The sequence below is a fragment of the Amycolatopsis sp. ATCC 39116 genome, from assembly GCF_000231075.2.
Classification (GTDB): domain Bacteria; phylum Actinomycetota; class Actinomycetes; order Mycobacteriales; family Pseudonocardiaceae; genus Amycolatopsis_E; species Amycolatopsis_E tucumanensis.
The window spans coordinates 142079-158504 of record NZ_AFWY03000004.1; the positions used below are offsets into that span (position 1 = coordinate 142079).

15 protein-coding genes are annotated in these 16426 nt (G+C 71.6%); 8 read left to right on the forward strand and 7 right to left on the reverse strand.

Annotation, left to right across the window (positions count from 1 at the left end):
- Positions 1 to 2: 2 nt before the first annotated feature.
- The 4 genes from AMY39116_RS0306820 (at position 3) to AMY39116_RS0306835 (ending at position 4024) form a co-directional block, all read left to right on the forward strand.
- Positions 3 to 1640, forward strand: a complete 1638-nt coding sequence (locus AMY39116_RS0306820) for a DNA repair helicase XPB (RefSeq protein WP_020416947.1) — start codon at positions 3 to 5, stop codon at positions 1638 to 1640.
- 128 nt (positions 1641 to 1768) lie between these two features.
- On the forward strand, positions 1769 to 2233 hold the full coding sequence (locus AMY39116_RS0306825) for a hypothetical protein (protein ID WP_235716075.1): 465 nt from the start codon (positions 1769 to 1771) through the stop codon (positions 2231 to 2233).
- Positions 2234 to 2370: 137 nt separating this feature from the next.
- Complete coding sequence (locus AMY39116_RS0306830; protein WP_020416949.1) at positions 2371 to 3147, forward strand: DUF4253 domain-containing protein; 777 nt, start codon at positions 2371 to 2373, stop codon at positions 3145 to 3147.
- Between the two features lie 37 nt (positions 3148 to 3184).
- Complete coding sequence (locus AMY39116_RS0306835) at positions 3185 to 4024, forward strand: DUF72 domain-containing protein (RefSeq protein WP_020416950.1); 840 nt, start codon at positions 3185 to 3187, stop codon at positions 4022 to 4024.
- Between the two features lie 28 nt (positions 4025 to 4052).
- Here the strand turns inward: AMY39116_RS0306835 and AMY39116_RS0306840 are convergent, their stop codons facing one another.
- On the reverse strand, positions 4053 to 4625 hold the full coding sequence (locus AMY39116_RS0306840) for a type 1 glutamine amidotransferase domain-containing protein (protein WP_027935703.1): 573 nt from the start codon (positions 4623 to 4625) through the stop codon (positions 4053 to 4055).
- A 64-nt stretch (positions 4626 to 4689) separates the two neighbouring features.
- Between AMY39116_RS0306840 and AMY39116_RS0306845 the strand changes: the two genes are divergently transcribed.
- A complete protein-coding gene (locus AMY39116_RS0306845; protein ID WP_020416952.1) occupies positions 4690 to 5511 on the forward strand; it encodes an IclR family transcriptional regulator C-terminal domain-containing protein in 822 nt (273 codons plus the stop codon).
- A gap of 3 nt (positions 5512 to 5514) precedes the next feature.
- Here the strand turns inward: AMY39116_RS0306845 and AMY39116_RS0306850 are convergent, their stop codons facing one another.
- Entirely contained in the window at positions 5515 to 6480 is a 966-nt protein-coding gene (locus AMY39116_RS0306850) for a zinc-binding dehydrogenase (RefSeq protein WP_027935704.1), read from the reverse strand.
- Positions 6481 to 6851: 371 nt separating this feature from the next.
- Here AMY39116_RS0306850 and AMY39116_RS0306855 point away from each other — a divergent pair, with 371 nt between their 5' ends.
- A complete protein-coding gene (locus AMY39116_RS0306855; RefSeq protein ID WP_020416954.1) occupies positions 6852 to 7805 on the forward strand; it encodes an o-succinylbenzoate synthase in 954 nt (317 codons plus the stop codon).
- Positions 7806 to 7829: 24 nt separating this feature from the next.
- On the opposite strand, the gene AMY39116_RS0306860 is transcribed toward AMY39116_RS0306855, so the two are convergent.
- A complete protein-coding gene (locus tag AMY39116_RS0306860; RefSeq protein ID WP_027935705.1) occupies positions 7830 to 10184 on the reverse strand; it encodes a xanthine dehydrogenase family protein molybdopterin-binding subunit in 2355 nt (784 codons plus the stop codon).
- 105 nt (positions 10185 to 10289) lie between these two features.
- Here AMY39116_RS0306860 and AMY39116_RS0306865 point away from each other — a divergent pair, with 105 nt between their 5' ends.
- A complete protein-coding gene (locus AMY39116_RS0306865) occupies positions 10290 to 10490 on the forward strand; it encodes a PspC domain-containing protein (protein ID WP_027935706.1) in 201 nt (66 codons plus the stop codon).
- A gap of 56 nt (positions 10491 to 10546) precedes the next feature.
- Here AMY39116_RS0306865 and groL read toward each other — a convergent pair whose 3' ends face one another.
- From groL to AMY39116_RS0306885, 4 genes are all read right to left on the reverse strand, one after another.
- The gene (gene groL / locus AMY39116_RS0306870; RefSeq protein WP_020416957.1) at positions 10547 to 12178 is read right to left on the reverse strand and encodes a chaperonin GroEL; all 1632 of its coding nucleotides are present in this window, start codon (positions 12176 to 12178) and stop codon (positions 10547 to 10549) included.
- Between the two features lie 215 nt (positions 12179 to 12393).
- A complete protein-coding gene (locus AMY39116_RS0306875) occupies positions 12394 to 14136 on the reverse strand; it encodes a serine/threonine-protein kinase (protein ID WP_063710136.1) in 1743 nt (580 codons plus the stop codon).
- 75 nt (positions 14137 to 14211) lie between these two features.
- Entirely contained in the window at positions 14212 to 14418 is a 207-nt protein-coding gene (locus AMY39116_RS0306880) for a cold-shock protein (RefSeq protein WP_017985292.1), read from the reverse strand.
- A gap of 94 nt (positions 14419 to 14512) precedes the next feature.
- Entirely contained in the window at positions 14513 to 15100 is a 588-nt protein-coding gene (locus tag AMY39116_RS0306885; protein WP_020416959.1) for an AIM24 family protein, read from the reverse strand.
- A gap of 69 nt (positions 15101 to 15169) precedes the next feature.
- Between AMY39116_RS0306885 and glp the strand changes: the two genes are divergently transcribed.
- Positions 15170 to 16393, forward strand: coding sequence for a gephyrin-like molybdotransferase Glp (glp, locus tag AMY39116_RS0306890; protein ID WP_020416960.1), 1224 nt, complete (start codon positions 15170 to 15172; stop codon positions 16391 to 16393).
- Positions 16394 to 16426: the final 33 nt, after the last annotated feature.

Sequence of the window (16426 nt, forward strand, 5' to 3'; positions counted from 1 at the left end):
ACGTGACCGATGGCCCGTTGATCGTCCAATCCGACAAGACCGTGCTGCTCGAAGTCGACCACCCGATGGCCGACGACGCCCGGATCGCGATCGCCCCGTTCGCCGAACTGGAACGGGCCCCGGAGCACGTGCACACCTACCGCGTGACCCCGCTCGCGCTGTGGAACGCCCGCGCCGCCGGCCACGACGCCGAGCAGGTGGTGGACGCCCTCACCACCTATTCGCGCTTCCCGGTTCCGCAACCGTTGCTGATCGACATCGTCGACACGATGGCGCGGTTCGGGCGGCTGCAGATCACCAACAACCCCGCCCACGGCCTGGTCATGACCACGACCGACCGCGCGGTGCTGGAAGAGGTGCTGCGCAACAAGAAGATCAGCCCGATGCTGGGCACCCGGATCGACGACGACACCGTCCTGGTGCACCCCTCCGAGCGGGGCCGGCTCAAGCAGGCGCTGCTCAAGGTGGGCTGGCCCGCCGAGGACCTGGCCGGCTACGTCGACGGCGAAGCGCACCCGATGCAGCTGGCCGAGACCGGCTGGGGCCTGCGCGACTACCAGCGGCAGGCCGCGGAGGCGTTCTGGGCGGGCGGCTCCGGCGTCGTCGTGCTGCCTTGCGGCGCGGGCAAGACGCTCGTCGGCGCAGCCGCGATGGCCCGCGCGCAGGCCACCACCCTCATCCTGGTCACCAACACCGTCGCGGGACGCCAGTGGAAGCGCGAGCTGGTGGCCCGCACCTCCCTGACCGAGGACGAGATCGGCGAGTACTCCGGGGAGAAGAAGGAGATCCGCCCGGTCACCATCGCCACCTACCAGGTGATCACGCGCAAGTCCAAAGGCGAGTACAAGCACCTGGAGCTGTTCGACTCCCGGGACTGGGGCCTGATCGTCTACGACGAGGTGCACCTGCTGCCCGCGCCCGTGTTCCGGATGACCGCGGACCTGCAGTCGCGCCGCCGGCTCGGCCTGACCGCGACGCTGGTGCGCGAGGACGGCCGCGAGGGCGACGTGTTCTCGCTCATCGGACCCAAGCGGTACGACGCGCCGTGGCGCGACATCGAGGCGCAGGGCTGGATCGCGCCGGCGGAGTGCATCGAGGTGCGGGTGACCCTCACCGACAACGAACGTCTGCTGTACGCCACCGCCGAATCCGAGGACAAGTACAAGCTCGCGGCCACCGCCCGCACGAAGATCCCGGTCGTGAAGTCCATTCTGGACAAGCACGCGGGCGACCAGACATTGGTCATCGGCGCGTACCTGGACCAGCTCGAGGAACTCGGCGCCGAACTGAACGCGCCGGTGATCCAGGGGTCCACGCGGAACAAGGAGCGCGAGGCGTTGTTCGACGCGTTCCGGCGCGGCGAGATCGACAAGCTCGTGGTGTCGAAGGTCGCGAACTTCTCGATCGACCTGCCGGAGGCGACCGTCGCCATCCAGGTCTCGGGCACGTTCGGCTCCCGCCAGGAAGAGGCCCAGCGGCTCGGCAGGCTGTTGCGCCCGAAGGCCGACGGCAGGCAGGCGCACTTCTACTCCGTGGTCTCGCGGGACACGCTCGACACCGAGTACGCCGCGCACCGGCAGCGGTTCCTCGCCGAACAGGGCTACGCGTACACGATCCACGACGCGGACGCCTACCTGTAGCGCTGCCCCGAGAAGGCTCCGCGCGCGTGCCCCGCCTCCGGGCGGAGGCGGCCACAACCCGGTGACCGCACGGTGGACTGCGGCACCCGCGAGGCATAGTCCGCGCGAAACCGTGGAATCCCCTGGACGTGGTTTGGGCAGGGGTGTGCTTCGTCGTCGTGGTGTTCGCCGTAGCGGCCACGGCGATGTGGCGCCGTGCCCGTCGCTCGGACGCGGCGGTGGCGCGCCGTCTTTCGCTCGCGTCGTCGTGGGCCGGCTTCGTGCTCGCGGCCGTGCCCAGCACGGTGTGGCTGGTCCTGTGGCTCTCCGGCGGTGAGCCGAAGGCGCTGATCGGTCTGGCGGGGCTGGTGCTCTCGGCGGCTCCGGTGGTCGCCGGGTACCGGTGGCCGCGCCTGGTCGTGCCGTCATTGGTCCTGTGTCTCCTGGCTTCGATCGGGATGGCTGTCGCCTGGCAGCACTTGTTCGTGTTGCTACCGCTCGCGCTCGCGTTGACGGGGGCCTGGCTGCTCGCCCTCGCCCTGCACGTGCGGTCCGGTACTCACGCAGGTGCAGGCGAAACCCCAGTTCAACGGCGGGGTGCGACCCGCTCGTGACCGAAGCTACCACGAATCTCGAACACCCGTTCGACCGATCGGGTGAACCGGCGAAAACCAAATCTCGGGGCCGGAAACTGTCGTACCCTCGAACTACTGTTCGACCTCATCGACGCAGTCCATCCCGAGGAGGTCTCGTGACCACCGCCGCCACACCCGAGGAAAGCCTCGTCGCCGAGGCCCTCACCGACATCGAACTGCCGCCCGGCCGCTGGATCGGGCGGATGTGGGTCTCCGACGATCCGCTGGCCGACCCCGGCCGGTACCGGGCCTGCATCGCCGGGTTCGACCGGTCGGGGCTGTGGCCCGTCCTGATCCCGCACGACCCGCGCTTCGCCGCGACGGGCGAGGACTGGCTGACCGACCGCGGCCGTCTCGCGCCCGCCGTCCACCGCGTCGTCGACGTCGACGTCGCCGCGACGCTCGCCCGGTGGTGGGACCCGTTCTGCTGCCCGGACGGCACCGGCTGCCTGCGCCCGTACAGCGCCGGTTTCCCCGGCCTGGCGAAGAAGTCCCAGCTGCGGGTGGACCCGCTGGCCGAGGCGGGCAACACCGGCTCGATCCTCGTCCGGCGCGCGCCTCACCGCCTCGGCCTGGTGCCGGTCGAACGGCCCGCCGACGTCCCCGCCGCGCTCGGCTGGACGGGCATGATCAAGTCGACGGACGAGGTCGCCGCCGTGTCCGCGGTCCTGCGCAGCTGGGAGGACCGGTTCGGGGCGACGCTCGTCGTGCTCGGGTTCGACGAGCTGGAGCTCTCGGTCGCGGCGCCGCCACGCAACCAGAACCGCTCGCTCGTGCTGGCCGCCGAGCACCGCGCGTTCAGCCTGCGCAGCTTCTCCGGGCAGCCGGGCACCCTCCGCGAGTACGCCGCGGGCCTGGTGCACCGGCGGCACTGGAGGTTCTCCTGGGACTGACGGAAGGGTTGAGGAGGTCACCATCGCCGAAATCCGGGTGGGCACCTCGGGCTGGCGGTACCCGCCGTGGCGGGGCACGTTCTACCCGAAGGGCCTGGCGCAGCGCCGCGAGCTGGAGTACATCTCGCGGCAGGTGAACTCCGTGGAGATCAACGGCTCGTTCTACTCGCTCCAGCGTCCGGAGCGGTACCGGGCCTGGGCGGAGCAGACGCCGGACGACTTCGTGTTCGCTGTGAAGGGCGGTCGCTTCATCACCCACATGAAGCGCCTGGCCGACACGGAGACACCGCTGGCGAACTTCTTCGCGTCGGGGGTGCTGGCGCTGGGCCACAAGCTCGGGCCGATCCTCTGGCAGCTGCCTGCGAACTTCGCGTTCGAATCCGGACGGTTCGCGGAGTTCTTCGCCGGACTGCCCCGGGACACCCGGGCGGCCGCGGAACTGGCCCGCAAGCACGACGACAAACTGAAGGGAGAGGCCCACACCGAAGCCGGAACCAACCGGCCCCTGCGCTACGCGCTCGAACCGAGGCACCCGAGTTTCTCCTCGGACGAGTGCCGGAACCTGTTGCAGGACAACAACATCGCACTGGTGGCGGCCGATTCGGCCGGCACCTGGCCGAGTTTCGAGGAGGTGACCGCGGACTTCGTCTACGTCCGCCTGCACGGCGACGAGGAGCTCTACGCGAGTGGGTACACCGACGAGGCCCTCCAACGGTGGGCCGACAAGATCCGCCGCTGGCGGCGCACCGGCGGCGGGAAGACACGCGACGTGTACGTCTACTTCGACAACGACATCAAGGTGAAGGCGCCCGGCGACGCCATCGCGCTCGCGACCCGGCTGGGGGTCACGAGCCGCCCGATCGACCTGCCGTCCTGACAAGCCGACCGGGCGTCCTGAAACCGGGTCAGGCGCTCTTCGCCTGGGCGCGGTGCTTGCCCTCCGCGAACTCCTCGACCAGCTTGCGGCAGAAGGCGGGCAGGTCGTCCGGCTTCCGGCTGGTGACGAAACCGGAGTCGGTCACGACTTCCTCGTCCACCCACTCGGCGCCGGCGTTGCGCAGGTCTGTCTGCAGGCTCGGCCAGGAGGTCATCCGGCGGCCGCGCACCACGTCGGCCTCGATGAGCGTCCACGGCGCGTGGCAGATCGCCGCGACGGGTTTCTGCTGCGAGAAGAACCCGCGGACGAAGCGAACGGCGTCGGGAACGGTGCGGAGGAAGTCCGGGTTCGCCACACCGCCCGGCAGGACCAGCGCGTCGAAGTCGTCCGGCGAGACGTCGGTGACGACCTTGTCGACCGGGAACGTGTCGGCCTTGTCGAGGTGGTTGAACGCCTGGATGCTGCCCGGCGAAGTGGACACCAGCTCAGGCTGCCCGCCCGCTTCCTGGACCGCCTTCCAGGGCTCGGTCAGTTCGACCTGCTCGGTGCCCTCCGGCGCGACGACGAAGGCCACTCGCTTACCGGAGAGTGTGTTCGCCACGATTGCACTCCTTCCGTTCCGGGGATTCAGCGGTGAACTACCCGCGTCCGGGCGGGCGTGAAACATGCGGACGTACGATGAGAACAAGCCGATCGGGTGGCAGTCGGAGGGTTCGATGACGAGCACGACGGCCGGCGAAGGCCCTGGCCACGGCCCGCATTTCGTGCAGGCCGTCGGCCGCGCGTTCGCGATCCTGCGCTGCTTCGGGGCGGACCACCCGGCCCTGACGGCGGGCGCGGCGGCCAAGCGGACGGGGCTGGACCGGGCGACCGCGCGGCGGTTGCTGCTCACCCTCGCCGACCTCGGGTACGTGCGTTACGACGGGCAGGCGTTCCGGCTCACGGCGCAGACCCTCGACCTGGGTTACTCGTACCTGTCCGGGCTCGCCCTGCCTGAGATCGCGCACCCGCACCTGCACGATCTGGCGCACAGGCTGAACGAGACGGCTTCGCTCGCCCTGCTCGACCGGGGCGACGTGGTGAACCTGGCCGTGGTGCCCGGGCACCGGCACGCTCCGCCGACGCTCACCGTCGGCGCGCGACGGCCCGCCCACGTCACCTCAAGCGGGCAGGTCCTGCTCGCCGCGTTGCCCGAGGACGAGCTCGCACGGAGGCTCGACGCGCTGCCGGACATCGCCGGGCTGCCGAAGGAGATCAAGCAGGTCCGGGAACGCGGGTGGGCGATGGCCGAACACGACGTCGACGACGACCTGCGGGCGATCGCCGCGCCGGTGCGGCACCGGCGCGGACGGGTGCTCGCCGCGGTGACCGCGTCGGTGCACCCGGACCGGCTCGGACACGGCCTGGTCGAGCGGGACTACGTGCCCGAGCTGCTGCGCGCGGCCTGGTCGATCGAGGCGGATCTGGCGAACCTGCCGGAGGCGTGAGCGTCAGTCGAAGCTGATCCAGGACTTGCCGGCGACCGACTGCACCGACGCGAACGCCTGCGCGGCCTCTTCCAGCGGGAACCGCGCCTGCAGCACCTTGCCCGGCCGGACCTCGTCGCGGTTGAGCAGGCCGACGGTCGTCTCGAAGTCGACCGGGTGGTCGTAGATGAGCGAGCCCTTGAGGGTGTGCTGGCGGTAGACCAGGTCGGCGGTCGTCAGGTCGAGCGGGCGCGAGTTGATGCCGACGAGCAGGGCGGTGCCGCCGCGGCGCAGGCGCTCCAGGCCGGCGCGCAGGGCCTGCGGGACGCCGGACGTTTCGAAGAGGAGGTCGAACTCGCCCTCGACGCCGGTCTCGGCGCCGAACGAATGGGCCAGCTCCGCGCGCCCCTCGTGTGGTTCCTGGACCGCGACCGTCGCACCGAGCGCCCGCAGCGCCAGGCACAGCAGCAGGCCCTGCGAGCCGGCGCCGACCACGAGGACCCGCTGACCAGGCTCGACGCCGGACCGGCGAATCGCCGACCGCGCGACGGTCAGCGCCTCCGTGCAGACGAGGTCTTCCAGGGCGACCGTCTCCGCCGCGGGCCAGGCGAACTCGGCCGGGACCGCGACGTACTCGGCCAGCAGCCCGGGGTGGTTCATGCCGACGATCACCCGGTCGGTACAGGCGGAGGTGAAGCCGGCGACGCACGCCGCGCACCGGCCGCAGCAGTAGTTCGGCTCGATCGCGACCTGCTGCCCGACCACGCGGTCCGCCACGTCCGCCCCGACGGCCACGATCTCGCCGACGCCCTCGTGCCCCATCAGCCACGGCCGCTCGGGCACCTCGCGGGCACCGCGGTAGACGCCGAGGTCCGACCCGCACAGGCCGAGGCCCCGCATGCGCACGAGCACCTCACGCGGCCCGATCTCGGGTTCCGGCAGGTCGACGAGCCGCATCACCTCGGGCTCGGCCAGCACTACGGCCTTCATTCGCTACCTCCACATGTCCGCACCTCGCATGCTAACCGCTAATTAACCAGTTAGTCCATTAGCTGTGAGGCGGGCCCGGATGGTCCGGCGCTTCCGACGGCTGGTGCACCGGAGGGGCCGATGCAGGCCGGGGCGGTGTGGCGGGCCGGTGCGAGGGGATGACCTTGACCGTGATCGGGTGACGCGGGGCTCTGGAATCGAGCGACACGGCAGGGTTGGGAGACGGTGGTTTCGGGCAGGCGCACGGTGATGGTGGTTCGGGCAGGCGCAGGGTGAGGGAGTGCCTCACACAGGAAGCCCCACCAAGCCGAGTCGGGCACCACTGCCGTCCCTCAGCGTCTGCGCAGGTTCGTACCGCCCAGCGTGCGAGGATGGTCGCCGTGGATGAGCGCCTGGTCTACGCGATCCCCCTGCGGAACCGGTTCCGTGGGATCACCGTGCGCGAAGGGGTGCTCCTGCGCGGCCCCGCGGGCTGGGGGGAGTTCTGCCCGTTCGCCGACTACGACGACCGCGAATCCGCGCCCTGGCTCGCGGCCGCGGTGGAGGCTGCCCAGGTGGGGTGGCCGGCTCCGGTGCGGGATCGGGTCGAGGTGAACACCACCGTGCCCGTCGTGGGCGCCGACGCCGCCTACGAGATGGTCGCCGCGTCGGGGTGCCGGACCGCCAAGGTCAAGGTCGCCGATCCGCGGGCGTCCATTCTGGAGGACTGCGAGCGCGTCGCGGCCGTCCGGGACGCGCTTGGGCCCGGCGGGGCCATCCGCGTCGACGCCAACACGGCCTGGTATGTCGACACCGCGGTGAAGGCGATCCGCGAGCTGGACCGCGCCGCGGGTGGGCTCGAGTACGTCGAACAGCCGTGCCCGTCCATCGACGAGCTGGCCGCCGTACGGCGGAAGGTGGACGTGCGCATCGCGGCGGACGAGTCGATCCGGCGGGCCGAGGATCCGCTCCGGGTGGCGGTCGCCAACGCGGCCGACGTCGCCGTGATCAAGGTGGCTCCCCTCGGCGGTGTCCGGCGGGCGCTCGAGGTCGCCGAGGCCGCCGGGCTGCCGTGCGTGGTGTCGTCCGCGGTCGAAACCAGCGTCGGGCTGGCGGCGGGCCTCGCCCTCGCCGGGGCGCTGCCCGAGCTGGAGTTCGCCTGCGGGCTGGGCACGATGTCCCTGCTCACCGACGACACCACCAGTCAACCACTGTCCCCTGTGGACGGTTACTTGCCGGTCCTGCGACAGGCGCCGGAACCGGACCGCGCAGCCGAAACCGCCGCGGACGAGGTCACCACGAAGGCCTGGCTCGATCGGCTCCGTCGCGTCGAGGGTCGACGGTAAACACGACGGCTGACAACCGGTGGGCTAAGCCACTGCCTCGTCTGCGTCCGAAGACGCCGCCGACGAGCGCACGGGCAACGTCTCGAACGCTGGAGGCGGCTCCCGCCACGAAACGGACTCTCCAGCCCTCACAGCGCGCCACACGCGCTGCGGCGTCAGCGGCATGTCGATGTGCCGCACGCCCAGATGAGCCAGCGCGTCGATCACCGCGTTCTGGACCGCCGGCGTTGAACCGACCGTCGCCGACTCGCCGATTCCCTTGGCGCCCAACGGGTTTCGCTCGGTCAGCGTCTCGGTGTTGCTGACCTCCAGCGCCGGCACGTCGGCGGCCGTCGGGAGGTGGTAGTCGGCGAAGGTGGCGGTCACCGGGTTGCCGTCCTCGTCGTAGGAGACCTGCTCCCACAACGCCTGCGCGATCCCCTGCACCGCGCCGCCGTGCTGCTGCCCGCGCACGATCATCGGGTTCAGCACGCGCCCGCAGTCGTCCACGGCGATGTGCCGCAACGGTTTCACGAAGCCCGTCTCGACGTCCACCTCGACCACCGACACGTGCGCCCCGAACGGGAACGTCGCCCCGCCCGGCTTGAAGTCCGTCGTCTCCAGCAGCGGACGCCCCTCCGCCGCGGCGGCCTCCGCCAGCTCCGCCCAGCCGATCGTCGCCTGCGGGACGCCCGCCACGCCGAGCCGCCCGTCAGTCAGCACGATGTCGTCCACGCCCGCCTCCAGCCGCGACGCGGCCAGCTCGCGAGCGCGCTCCAGCACCAGGTCCGCCGCCTGCCGCACCGCGCTGCCGCCCACCTGCAGCGACCGCGAACCACCCGTGCCGGCGCCACGCGGCACCGCGGCCGTGTCCGACTGCACGAACTCGACCGACTCCAGCGGGATCCCCAGCGCGTCGGCCACCAGCATCGCGAACGACGTCGCGTGGCCCTGACCGTGCCCGGACGTGCCGACCTTGATCGCCGCCGTACCGTCCGCCCGGACCTCCACCGACGCGAACTCGCCGCTGCCGCCGCCGGTGATCTCGACGTACGCGCTCACCCCGATCCCGAGCAGCCGCGACTCGCCGGCCTCGATGCGCCGCCGCTGCTCGGCCCGCAGCTCGTCGTAACCCGCGACCTCCAACGCCTTCCGCAGCGGCAGGTCGTAGTCGCCGCTGTCGTAGCTCGCGCCGCTGAACGTCGTGTACGGGAACTCCTCCGGGCGCAGGAAGTTGCGCCGCCGGATCTCCGCCGGGTCCATGCCGAGCTCCGCCGCGGCCAGGTCCATCAGCCGCTCCAGCATCGCCGTCGCCTCCGGACGGCCCGCACCGCGGAACGCGCCGACCGGCGCGGTGTTCGTCAGCGCCGCTATCGCCGCGTAGCTGATCTTCGGGATCCGGTACACGCCCTGCGCCATCGTCCTGGTCGGACCGAGCGCCAGCCCGCCGCCGAACCCGGCGTACGCGCCCGCGTCGCCGACCACCCGGCAGCGCAGGCCGACGATCGTCCCGTCGCGCCGCAGCCCCAGCTCGCCGTACTGCACCTGCGCCCGGCCCTGCGGCGAGGCCTGCAGGTTCTCCGACCGCGTCTCCGTCCACTTCGCCGGCCGCCCGAAGCGCCGCGCCGCCTCGATCACCACCGCGTGCTCGGCCGTGACCCCGACCTTCCCGCCGAACGCGCCACCCACGTGCGGCGCGACCACGCGGATCCGGTCGCCGTCGTAGCCGAACAGCTTCGCCGCCGCGGCCCGGAAGCCGTGTGGCATCTGGGTCGACACGTAGACCGTCAGGTCGAACTCGCCGTCGCCGGGCAGTGCGACGATCGCGTTGCCCTCCATCGGCGCCACCGCCAGCCGCTGGTTCTCGATCCGCGCTCGCACCACGACGTCGGCGCCGTCGAGCACCTCGCCGCCCACGGCGTCCCGCTCGCCGGCCGCGATGTTCGACCCGATTTCCGGGAACTGCAACGGCGCGCCGTCATCCAGAGCCTGCTCCGGGTCGACCACGGCGGGCAGCGGTTCGTAGTCCACATCGACCAGTTCGAGTGCGTCCACCGCGGCGGCCGCGCTTTCCGCGACCACGGCGGCCACCGGCTCCCCGGCGAAGCGCACCCGGTCGGTGGCCAGCGCGTACCGCTTCGCCCGCGGGTTGAGGTCCAGGAACACCGGCAGCTCGGCCAGGTCGAGGTCCGCGGCGGTGAGCACCGCGATCACCCCCGGCACGGCGGCCGCCTCCGCGGTGTCGATGCCGTTGACCAGCGCGTGCGCGAACGGCGACCGGACGAACGCGACATGGCAGACGCCCTCGAACTTCAGGTTGTCGACGAAGGTTCCACGGCCACGCACCAGATCCGGGTCCTCGACCCGCCGGACCTCGGTGCCGAGCAAAGATCCCGCCATGTGATCGACCTTAACCGTCCCGGAGCACCCTGGCCCAGAGGTTTCCGGGTGCGCTCCGGGTTCGTCCCCGATGTGCTGACCACCCGCGCGGCCGACGATGGGGACATGACGAACACAGTGACCACGAAGAAGCTCCGCCGCAGCTCGACCGACAAGATGATCGCCGGCGTGGCGGGCGGCTGGGCCGACCTGCTCGGCGTCGACGCGGCGATCATCCGCATCGTCCTCGTCGCCGCGACCCTGCTCGGGTTCGGCGCGCCCATCCTGCTCTACGCGATCTGCTGGATGCTCATGCCGCAGGAGTAGCGCAGCAAAAAGCCCGGATGCGCTGTGCGCACCCGGGCTTTCGCCGGACTAGTGGATCAGAAGTCCATGCCGCCCATGCCACCGGTCGGGTCGCCACCCGGAGCGGCAGCAGCCTTCTCCGGCTTGTCGGCGACGACGGCCTCGGTGGTCAGGAACAGGCCCGCGATCGAAGCCGCGTTCTGCAGCGCCGAACGGGTCACCTTGGCGGGGTCGATGACGCCGGCCGCGACCAGGTCCTCGTAGTCGCCGGTCGACGCGTTCAGGCCGTGGCCCTCCGGCAGACCCTTGACCTTCTCCGCCACGACGCCGCCCTCGAGACCGCTGTTGACCGCGATCTGCTTGAGCGGAGCCTCGACGGCGACCTTGACGATGTTCGCACCGGTCGCCTCGTCACCCGAGAGGCGCAGGCCCTCGAAGGCAGCCTTGGACGCCTGCAGCAGGGCCACGCCACCACCGGCGACGATGCCCTCCTCGACGGCGGCCTTCGCGTTGCGAACGGCGTCCTCGATGCGGTGCTTGCGCTCCTTGAGCTCGACCTCGGTGGCGGCACCGGCCTTGATGACGGCCACGCCGCCGGCCAGCTTGGCCAGCCGCTCCTGCAGCTTCTCGCGGTCGTAGTCGGAGTCCGACTTCTCGATCTCGGCGCGGATCTGGTTCACGCGGCCCTGGATCTGGTCCGCGTCGCCGGCACCCTCGACGATGGTCGTCTCGTCCTTGGTGATGACGGCCTTGCGGGCCTTGCCCAGCAGGTTCAGGTCCGCGTTCTCCAGCTTGAGGCCCACGTCCTCGGAGATGACCTGGCCACCGGTCAGGATCGCGATGTCCTGCAGGATGGCCTTGCGGCGGTCACCGAAGCCCGGAGCCTTGACGGCGACGGACTTGAAGGTGCCGCGGATCTTGTTGACGACCAGGGTCGCCAGGGCCTCGCCCTCGACGTCCTCGGCGATGATCAGCAGCGGCTTGCCCGACTGCATGACCTTCTCCAGGACCGGCAGCAGGTCCTTGACGTTCGAGACCTTCGAGCCGAACAGGAGGATGTACGGGTCCTCCAGGACGGCTTCCTGGCGCTCGGCGTCGGTGACGAAGTAGCCCGAGATGTAGCCCTTGTCGAAGCGCATACCCTCGGTGAGCTCGAGCTCGAGGCCGAAGGTGTTCGACTCCTCGACGGTGACGACGCCTTCCTTGCCGACCTTGTCCAGCGCCTCGGCGATCAGCTCGCCGATGGTGCGGTCCGCGGCCGAGATCGAGGCGGTGGCAGCGATCTGCTCCTTGGTCTCGACCTCCTTGGCGGCCTTGTGCAGCTGCTCGACGACGGCCTCGACCGCCTGCTCGATGCCACGCTTGAGGGCGATCGGGTCGGCACCGGCGGCCACGTTGCGCAGACCTTCGCGCACGAGCGCCTGGGCCAGCACGGTGGCGGTGGTGGTGCCGTCACCGGCTACGTCGTCGGTCTTCTTGGCGACTTCCTTGACGAGCTCGGCCCCGATCTTCTCCCACGGGTCCTCGAGCTCGATCTCCTTGGCGATGGAGACACCGTCGTTGGTGATCGTCGGCGCGCCCCACTTCTTTTCGAGCACGACGTTGCGGCCACGGGGGCCAAGCGTCACCTTGACGGCGTCGGCCAGGGTGTTGAGTCCGCGCTCAAGCCCGCGGCGGGCGTCCTCGTCGAACGCGATCAGTTTGGCCATTGGGGTGTTGTCCTCCGGTAGTGGTCGCTGCCATGACCTGCTTCAGGACTGGCAGCAGGACACTTAGCTCGGCCAGGCTCGGTGCCCGCGACGGACGACCTGCTCGGTGCTCCGAGCCGGCCTCACCGTCCCGACCATTGGTGCGTTGGCACTCGACACCGCCGAGTGCCAACGCCTGTTTAGCACTCTCCGGGGGCGAGTGCAAGAACCGCACGTCAGGGGCTCGGTTTGATGGAGATCGTCGCGGGCGGCGGGCCGCCACCGGTGGATGGGCCGGTCGCGCCGCCGGTGGGACCGACGGGGATGTTGGGCGCGGTGGTCGGCGCGGGCGCGGAGCCGCCGCCGCGATTCACCAGAACGAGGGTCACGACGACCGCCGCGACGACGACGAGCCCGGCCAGGCCCGCCCACAGCCACTTGAGGCCGCCACCCTTCTTCGGCGGCTGCTGGCCGTAGCCGTAGGGCTGCTGCTGGGGCGGCCAGCCCGGGTTCCACGGCTGGCCCTGCGGGGCGTTCGGGTGGAACTGCGGCGCGGGCATGCCGGGGTGGCTTTGCATGCCGGGGTGGCCGTACGGGTTCCCGGGCGGCTGGTGGCCCGGCGGGCCGTAGGGACCCGGCTGGCCGGGGTGGCCCGGTTGAGCGGCGCCGGGGCGGCCCGGCTGGTCGCCGTGGCCCTGCGGGCCGCCGGGACCGGGCTGGTGTCCTGGGCCTTGCTGGCCGGGGTGGCCACCGCTGGGGACTGCGCCCTGCTGGCCGCCCGGGCCGGGCTGACCCGGCTGGCCCGGCACGCCGGCGCCCGATTGCCCACCGGCCTGGCCGATGCCAGGGCCGCCGGCGCCTAGCTGGCCGCCCGAACCGGGCTGCCCTGGTTGACCGGCCCCCGGCTGCCCGCCTGCCTGGCCGACGCCAGGGCCGCCGACGCCAGAGGCACCCGGGCCCGGCTGCCCGGTACCTGGGCCACCGACACCCCCTTGCCCGGCGCCCGGACCACCAGCGCCCGGTTGGCCGGCGCCGTGCGGGCCGGGGTGGCCGCCCGGCTGTCCCGGCGGGTACGGCTGCATGCCGGCCTCCCGTGTCGCAGCCTGGGGCGGGCCCGGCGGTGTCGTCGAGGCGGCGGCCGGGCCGAGGGCCTTGCGCGCCGCGGTGATCAGCTCGACGCAGTTGTCGTAGCGGTCCGCCGGGGCCTTGGCCATGCCCTTGCGCACGACCTCGTCGACCGCGGCGGGCAGCCCCACCACGCCCGACACCGCGGGCGGTTCCACGGCCAGGTGCCCCTTGATGACCGTCGGCACGTCGCCGCTGAACGGGGGCTGCCCGGTGAGGCACGCGTACAGCACGCACGCCAGCGCGTACTGGTCGGTGCGCCCGTCCAGCGGCTCCCCGCGCAGGTGTTCCGGCGCGGCGTAGGTCGGCGACCCGAGGAAGTCGCCGCCACGGGTGCGGTGACCGGTCGCGCCGCGCCGGGTCAGCCCGAAGTCGGCGACGTAGACGTGCTCGCGCGCCGACTCCCGGCTGGTGACCAGCACGTTGGCCGGTTTGACGTCGAGGTGGACCAGGCCGCGCTCGTGCAGGCAGTCCAGCGCGTCCGCGACCTGGTCCAGCAACCGCAGCGTGCGGTCGGGGGAGATCGGTCCGTCCGCGATGAGACTCGCCAGATCGGCCCCGTCGACGAGGCGCATGGCGATGTAGAGCATCCCGTCGAGCTCACCGAAGTCGTACAACGGCACGACGTTCGCGTGGTCCACGGCGGAGGTGTTGCGCGCCTCGTCCACGAACCGTTCGCGGAACTCGGCGTCGGCACCGAGGTGCTCGCCGATCACCTTCAAGGCCACCTTGCGGCCGAGCCGCACGTCGGTGGCCTTGTACATGACGCTCATGCCACCCTTGCCGAGCACTCCGTCTATGCGGTAGTTGCCCAGCCGGCGACCGGTGAGGTCCCCCGACACATCGCCTGTCACACGGGGCAGCCTACTGCCGGCTTCCACAGCGACGCGAAGCGTCTCCGTCGAGGGTGGTGGCGGAAGCGGCCGGCCCTAGGACACCTTGCGGACGTCCGCTGCCTGTGTCCGGCCGTCCCGGCCCGCCTCGATCTGGAACTCGACTTGATCGCCCTCGTCCAGAGTGCGGAATCCGTCCGACTGGATGGCCGAGTAATGCACGAACACATCAGGTCCCTCGGGGGACGCGATGAACCCGTAGCCTTTTTCGGAATTGAACCACTTGACCGTGCCAACAGCCACGGTTTCCTCCTTGCGAAAACCACCGGGAGCCGTGCCCGCCCGGCTCCCGAAGTGGAAGTCACGGTACCGGAGAAACGCGAAGGATCAATAAGATTCAGCGAGATTTACGCGCTTGCACCAAAAGCGTGCCCGGCCCCGCGAAGTCGATCATGAGTCCTTCGCCCGTCCGGATCGACTGTTGGCCCGAAGGGTCCAACGCCCGCAGGCGGCACTGGACGCTGTCCGGGTAGGCCAGCAGGTGCCCCGGCCGCACGGAGATCAGCTCGCCGGCCGCGAGCTGGAACTGGTCCACCGGCCCGGCGCATGCGAGCACGAGCGGGCCCGTTCCGCTGTAGTGCTCCAGGAACCCGTGCTCGGCGCCGAACATCGCCTGCAGGCCCGGCCAGGAGTCGGTCCGCACCGACGCCGGGCGCGCGAGCACGGCGTGCCGCGCCACGCACCAGCCGGTGCGGCCGTCGAACTCCAGCGGGTACACGTCGCCGGCGCCGGCCGGCGCGAGGTCGAGCCAGCCGCCTTCCTTGGGCGCGGTGAACACCGACGGCGCCTTGCGCCCGCCGGCCACCTCGGTGAGGCCGAAGCTGCTCGCGAACATCGACTCGCCCCGCGCCTGCACGGCCTCGCCGGGACCCAGGATCACTCGGGCGACGCCGAACGCGGGCGTGTGCCGGGTGCGGACCTGCATGCCTCCCCCTCCAGATCAACGAGCGGGGGAAGTGTTGCACGGCCACCCCGGCGAGGCAGGATGGTCCGCGTGATTTCCGTCGACACCTACCGCGCCGCCGTCACCGAGCTGCTCGGCACCGCCGCGGCGACCGCGCTCCCGCTGGCCGAGTGCCCCGGGCTGGTGCTGGCCGAGGACGTCCCCGCGGGCGTCTCGCTGCCGCCGTTCGACAACTCGGCCATGGACGGCTACGCGGTGCGCGCGGTCGACGTCGCCTCCGCCACCGCCGCGACCCCGGTCGAACTGCCGGTCGCCGAGGACATCCCGGCCGGGCGCACCGACGTGCCGCCGCTGCTGCCGGGCACCGCGCACCGCATCATGACCGGCGCGCCGATGCCGCCGGGCGCGGACGCCGTGGTGAAGGTCGAGGACACCGACGGCGGCATCGAGAAGGTGTCCATCCGGGAACCGGCCGCGGTCGGCACGCACCTGCGCCGCACGGGCGAGGACGTCACCGCGGGCACGGTCGCGCTGCACGCCGGCACCGTCCTCGGGCCGGCGCAGCTCGGGCTGGCCGCCGCGGTCGGCCTGGACCGGCTGACCGTGCACGCGCCGCTGCGGGTGCTCGTGGTGTCGACCGGCTCGGAGCTGGTGACCCCGCCCCAGGAGCTGCGGCACGGGCAGATCTACGAGTCGAACAGCATCATGCTGGCCGCCGCGATCCGCGCGCTGGGCTGCCGGGTCGAGGTGGTGCGCAGCGTGGTCGACGACGTCGAGGAGTTCCGGTCGGCCATCGAGCCACGGCTGGCGGACACCGACCTGGTGGTGACTTCCGGCGGGGTCAGCGCGGGCGCCTACGAGGTGGTGAAGGACTCGCTGACCGGCGCGGGCGTCGAGTTCGTCAAGGTGGCGATGCAGCCGGGCGGCCCGCAGGGCAACGGCCGGTGGCACGGGGTGCCCGTGGTGACCCTGCCCGGCAACCCGGTGAGCGTGCTGGTGTCGTTCGAGGTGTTCCTGCGGCCCGCGATCCTCACCGCGCTCGGCCACCGTCAGGTGGACCGGCTGCGGGTGCGGGCGCGGCTCACCGAGTCCCTGCGCTCGCCCGCCGGGCGGCGGCAGTTCCGCCGCGGGTTCTACTCGCACCACGACGGCGAGGTGACCGGCGAGGTCGGCCCGCGCGGTGGCCCCGGCTCGCACCTGCTGGCCGCGTTCGCGCAGGCCAACTGCCTGATCGAGCTGCCGGAGGACGTGGTCGACGCGCCGGAGGGCAGCGAGGTGGACGTGCTGCTCCTGCCGACTGGTACCTCAGTGTGACTTCTTGTAACAGTTGACCTACGACTGGTTACT

Coding starts and splice junctions, on each gene's coding strand:
- AMY39116_RS0306865 (WP_027935706.1), top strand. CDS start 10,290: ATGACGAACACAGTGACCACGAAGAAGCTCCGCCGCAGCTCGACCGAC.
- AMY39116_RS0306860 (WP_027935705.1), bottom strand. CDS start 10,184: ATGGCGGGATCTTTGCTCGGCACCGAGGTCCGGCGGGTCGAGGACCCG.
- groL (WP_020416957.1), bottom strand. CDS start 12,178: ATGGCCAAACTGATCGCGTTCGACGAGGACGCCCGCCGCGGGCTTGAG.
- AMY39116_RS0306885 (WP_020416959.1), bottom strand. CDS start 15,100: ATGCAGGTCCGCACCCGGCACACGCCCGCGTTCGGCGTCGCCCGAGTG.
- AMY39116_RS0306850 (WP_027935704.1), bottom strand. CDS start 6,480: ATGAAGGCCGTAGTGCTGGCCGAGCCCGAGGTGATGCGGCTCGTCGAC.
- AMY39116_RS0306845 (WP_020416952.1), top strand. CDS start 4,690: ATGCGGACGTACGATGAGAACAAGCCGATCGGGTGGCAGTCGGAGGGT.
- AMY39116_RS0306855 (WP_020416954.1), top strand. CDS start 6,852: ATGGTCGCCGTGGATGAGCGCCTGGTCTACGCGATCCCCCTGCGGAAC.